The following is a 4476-nucleotide window of genomic DNA, read 5'->3' on the forward strand; positions in this document are numbered from 1 at the left end:
GGCGTGACGCGCGTGGTCACCTCGGCCTGCGAGACGCCGACCTGGGCCGGCTCGGTGGAGCTGGCGCGGAGCCTGCCGGGGGTGCGCGTGGCGCTGGCCGTCCACCCCAACGAGGCCGTGCTCCACGCCGGCGTGCGCGAGGTCGGGCCGGACGGACTGGAGCCCGCTGCGGTCCCTCACCACGACGAGCCTGTGGACGCCGCCATGGCGCGGCTGGAGGCGACGATCCGGGAGTGCCGGGACGTCGTCGTCTCCGTGGGGGAGAGCGGGCTGGACTACTTCCGCACCGGCGAGCGTGGCCGCCAGGTCCAGCGCGAGGCCTTCCGGGCGCATATCGCCCTGGCTAAGGAGCTCGGGCTGGCGCTGCAGATCCACGACCGTGACGCGCACGAGGACTGCGTGCAGGTGCTCCTGGCCGACGGCGCCCCTGAGCGCACCGTCTTCCACTGCTTCTCCGGTGGGGCCGAGCTAGCCCGAGCGTGCGCCGAGCATGGCTGGTACGCCTCGGTGGCCGGGCCGGCGACCTATCCGGCCAATGAGGAGCTGCGCTCTGCGCTGGCCCTGGTTCCGAGCGAGCTGCTCCTGGTTGAGACCGATGCCCCCTATCTGCCTCCCAAGGCGTGGCGCGGGCGTCCCAACGCCTCCTACCTCATGGGAGACACGGTCCGTTTCCTGGCTGACTCACGCGAGGTGGATGAGGCTGCGCTGTGCCAGATGCTGGCACGCAACACTGAGGCGGTGTACGGCCGCTGGCGAGCGGCGCCGTCGGGCCAGGTACGGGGCGGAGGTGTGGAGCGCCGTCGTTCCTCGTCGATGTGGTGAGGACACGCCGCATGTGATCAATTCGTGATCAAATTTATTGCGGGAGCCTGGTGCATCGGCTACCGTCGTTGCCGGTCCCCTAAGGTGAGGAAGTTTAATCGTGGGTCGTCACTCTCAGAGCAGCTCTGTCAGCACGACGCTCGTCGGTCTCGGAGCACTGGCTCAGCGGAGTCTGACCTCGGGCTCTCGTGACCACGGCCGCCGTCGTGCTGAGGGCCCTGTGCGCACCTCGATGACGCCCGTCATGATGCGTGCCGGTGGTACCGCTGCCACCCTGGCGCTGGCCGTCTCCGGTGGTGCCTACGCCGCGGTCAACGCCTCCGGCACGGACGTGCGCCCTCTCAGTGAGACGCAGACCCAGCTGCGAGCGATCGGCGCGCAGTCCGAGAGCGCGACGGCGCAGACGGCCAGCCTCACGGTCTCGGGCGCACAGTCTCAGGTCTCGACCGTGACTGAGGACGTCGAGCAGCCCTACGAGACCGTCGAGGAGCGCACGGACACGCTCCTGGAGGGCGAGACCCAGGTCAAGACCGCAGGCGTCAACGGCGTGGTCCGCACGACCTACCAGGTCACCACCACTGACGGCACCGAGACCTCGCGCGAGGTCCTGTCCCAGGTCACTGTGAGTCAGAAGGTGGACGAGGTCGTCCTCGTGGGCACCGGTACCGCTGCGACGACGGCGGGACTGGCGGCCGCTGGTACGGATGCCGCCTCCGCCCAGGCTATCGCTCGCTCGATGCTCTCCTCCTACGGCTGGGGGGACGAGCAGTTCTCCTGCCTGGTCAACCTGTGGACCCGCGAGTCGAGGTGGAACTACCAGGCGCAGAACTCCTCCTCTGGCGCCTACGGCATTCCTCAGGCGCTGCCCGGCTCGAAGATGGCCTCGGCTGGCTCGGACTGGGCGAGCAACCCTGCCACGCAGATCACCTGGGGCCTGGGATACATCTCTGGGCGCTACGGCAGCCCGTGCGGCGCCTGGGCCCACTCCCAGAGCGTCGGCTGGTACTGATTCCTGGGCGCCGGCGAGTGTGCAGGTAGGTGCACGGGTGTGCACCTTGGGACTGCACACTCAAGGGCGCACCTGCACACTCGCGATGAGAACCGGGGCGTGAGAAGCCTCATTGTGCGCGTCGTGATCTTTTCGTTACCGTGATGGCTCCCGACGAAAGGACGGTTCTCATTGTGGGACACCGCACCTCAGCTCATTCCACGCACGCTCACCACGCCGAGCACGGGCGCTGCGGCGCTCACCACCACGCTGCGGCGAGCGACCACCACGTACTGCGCAGCTCCCTGCTGCGCGCCGGTGGGATCGCCAGCGTGCTCGCGATCGCGGTCAGCGGTGGAGCCTACGCGGCTGTCCAGGCAGCCGGCCCCGATATCGCGCCCTTGAGCGCCGCGCGGGCCAGCCTGACCGGGATCGGGTCCGCGGCGCAGGCCACAGACGGCCAGGAGGCGTCAGCCTCGATCGGTCTGACTGTCACGGGTGCTCAGACCACGGTCTCTACCGTGACCGAGGACTCTGAGCAGGCCTTTGAGACTGTTCGCGAGGAGACCGCCTCCCTGCCCGAGGGGGTGACCCAGGTCAAGACGGCAGGTGTCAACGGCGTGGTCCGCACCACCTACCAGGTCACGTCCCAGGGCGGGCAGGAGGCCTCACGCGAGGTGCTGTCCCAGGTGACCGTCACGCCCGCCACCCAGGAGGTCATCCTCGTGGGCACCGCCTCGGCCTCCTCTGCCACCACCTCGACCACCGCGGACTCCAGCGCCGGCGCAGCCTCGGGCGATGTGTGGGCGGCGCTGGCCCAGTGCGAGTCCGGTGGCAACCCGGCGACCAACACCGGTAACGGCTACTACGGCATGTATCAGTTCTCCCTGAGCACCTGGCAGGCGCTGGGAGGCACCGGCCTGCCCTCGGAGGCCAGCGCTGAGGCGCAGACCGCCATGGCGCAGAAGCTCCAGGCCCGCTCCGGCTGGGGCCAGTGGCCCGGCTGCAACTCACGCCTGGGCCTGCGCTGAGGCCGCAGCCCTCGGGTCGGCCAGGCCGTTACGCTGGCCCCATGCCCGAACCCACTGTGCAGCCCGACGGCGCCGCCTCCGGTCTCCTTGGGCCTGCCGACGTCCGTGCGCTGAGCCAGGCCCTTGGGGTGCGCCCCACCAAGACCTTGGGGCAGAACTTCGTTCACGATGCCGGAACCGTGCGCCGCATCGTACGCGCCGCCGGCGTGCGCAACGGTGAGACGGTTCTGGAGGTCGGTCCAGGCCTGGGCTCGCTCACCCTGGCCATCCTGGAGGCCGGAGCCAGCGTCATCGCCGTCGAGATCGACCCGCCGCTCGCGCAGGCCCTGCCCGTGACCGTCGCCCAGCGCATGCCTGAGGCAGCCGGGCGCCTGCGGGTGGTGGGAGCCGATGCGCTGAGCATTGACGGCCCCGCCGCTCTCGGGCTCGCCGATGGTGACCCGCTGCCCACGCGCCTGGTGGCCAACCTGCCCTACAACGTCGCCGTCCCCGTCCTGCTGACCCTGCTGGCCGCCTTGCCGAGCCTGGAGTCGGTCACCGTCATGGTGCAGGCTGAGGTCGCCGACCGTCTGGCCGCCGGCCCCGGCTCCAAGGTCTACGGCGTGCCCTCGGTCAAGGCCGCCTGGTACGCCTCCGCTCGCCGGACCATCACCATCGGTCGCACCGTCTTCTGGCCGGTTCCCAACGTCGACTCCGCCCTAGTGGAGCTGGTGCGCCGCGAGCCGCCGAGCACCCGAGCCAGCCGCGAGGCCGTCTTCGCCGTCGTCGATGCCGCATTCGCCCAGCGACGCAAGACCCTGCGCCAGGCCCTGGCCGGCCTCGCTGGGAGCCCGCAGGCAGCCGAGGCGGCGATCCGGGCGGCCGGCATCGACCCGACCCGGCGTGGCGAGACCCTCGACGTCCACGACTTCGCCGCCCTGGCTGAGGCCCTGGAGGACCAGGGATCCGACCCCAAGGAGGAGACAACCCGATGAGCCACCTGCGCGTTGTCCCCGGTGGCGCCCCGCGCGCCGCCGGCCCCAAGGCCGGCTCGGCAAGCTCCGTGCGCGTCGAGGCCCCCGGCAAGGTCAACCTCTTCCTGTCCTGCGGCGCCCCTGGCGCGGACGGCTACCACCCGCTGACCACGGTGTTCCAGGCTGTGCGGCTCATCGAGACCGTCACCGCCCGGCGCCAGGCCGCTGACGCCCGCGGCGCCGTCACCCTCACGCTGGCCGAGCCTGACGACGCCGTCCCCACTGACGAGCGTAACCTCGCCGTCCGCGCCGCCCGCCTGCTCGCACGCGAGACCGGCGTGGAGGAGGGCGTTGACCTGCTCGTGCGCAAGCGCGTGCCGGTGGCCGGCGGGATGGCGGGTGGTTCGGCCGACGCCGCGGCCACGCTTCTGGCCTGCAACCAGCTGTGGGGCACCGGCCTCGCTCTGGGTGAGCTCATGGAGCTCGCCACCCAGCTCGGTGCGGACTGCGCCTTCCCCCTCATCGGCTCGGCCGCCGTCGGACACGGCCGCGGGGACCAGCTCAGCCCTCTCATGACGCGCGGCACCTACCACTGGGTCTTTGCCACGGCGCGGCAGGGTCTGTCCACGCCGGAGGTTTTTACCCGCCTGGACCAGATACGCGCGCAGCACGAGGCCGCCGA

Annotated in this window: 5 protein-coding genes; all 5 read left to right on the forward strand. The window is 71.0% G+C overall.

The features are described from left to right. The coding region (locus tag HMPREF0058_RS06025; RefSeq protein ID WP_006548841.1) for a TatD family hydrolase at positions 1–822 on the forward strand (822 nt) is incomplete at its 5' end. A gap of 100 nt (positions 823–922) precedes the next feature. Continuing rightward, positions 923–1831 carry an aggregation-promoting factor C-terminal-like domain-containing protein gene (locus HMPREF0058_RS06030; RefSeq protein WP_040319736.1) on the forward strand — a complete coding sequence of 303 codons (909 nt, stop codon included), beginning with the start codon at positions 923–925 and terminating at the stop codon, positions 1829–1831. A 173-nt stretch (positions 1832–2004) separates the two neighbouring features. Further along, positions 2005–2841, forward strand: coding sequence for a resuscitation-promoting factor (locus HMPREF0058_RS13355; protein ID WP_050765664.1), 837 nt, complete (start codon positions 2005–2007; stop codon positions 2839–2841). 41 nt (positions 2842–2882) lie between these two features. Continuing rightward, a complete protein-coding gene (gene rsmA, locus HMPREF0058_RS06040) occupies positions 2883–3815 on the forward strand; it encodes a 16S rRNA (adenine(1518)-N(6)/adenine(1519)-N(6))-dimethyltransferase RsmA (RefSeq protein WP_006548844.1) in 933 nt (310 codons plus the stop codon). After that, the coding region (gene ispE, locus HMPREF0058_RS06045; RefSeq protein WP_006548845.1) for a 4-(cytidine 5'-diphospho)-2-C-methyl-D-erythritol kinase at positions 3812–4476 on the forward strand (665 nt) is incomplete at its 3' end. The genes rsmA and ispE, both read left to right, overlap by 4 nt.

Source organism: Actinomyces urogenitalis DSM 15434, assembly GCF_000159035.1.
In the GTDB taxonomy this organism is placed as follows: domain Bacteria; phylum Actinomycetota; class Actinomycetes; order Actinomycetales; family Actinomycetaceae; genus Actinomyces; species Actinomyces urogenitalis.

Coding starts and splice junctions, on each gene's coding strand:
- rsmA (WP_006548844.1), top strand. CDS start 2,883: ATGCCCGAACCCACTGTGCAGCCCGACGGCGCCGCCTCCGGTCTCCTT.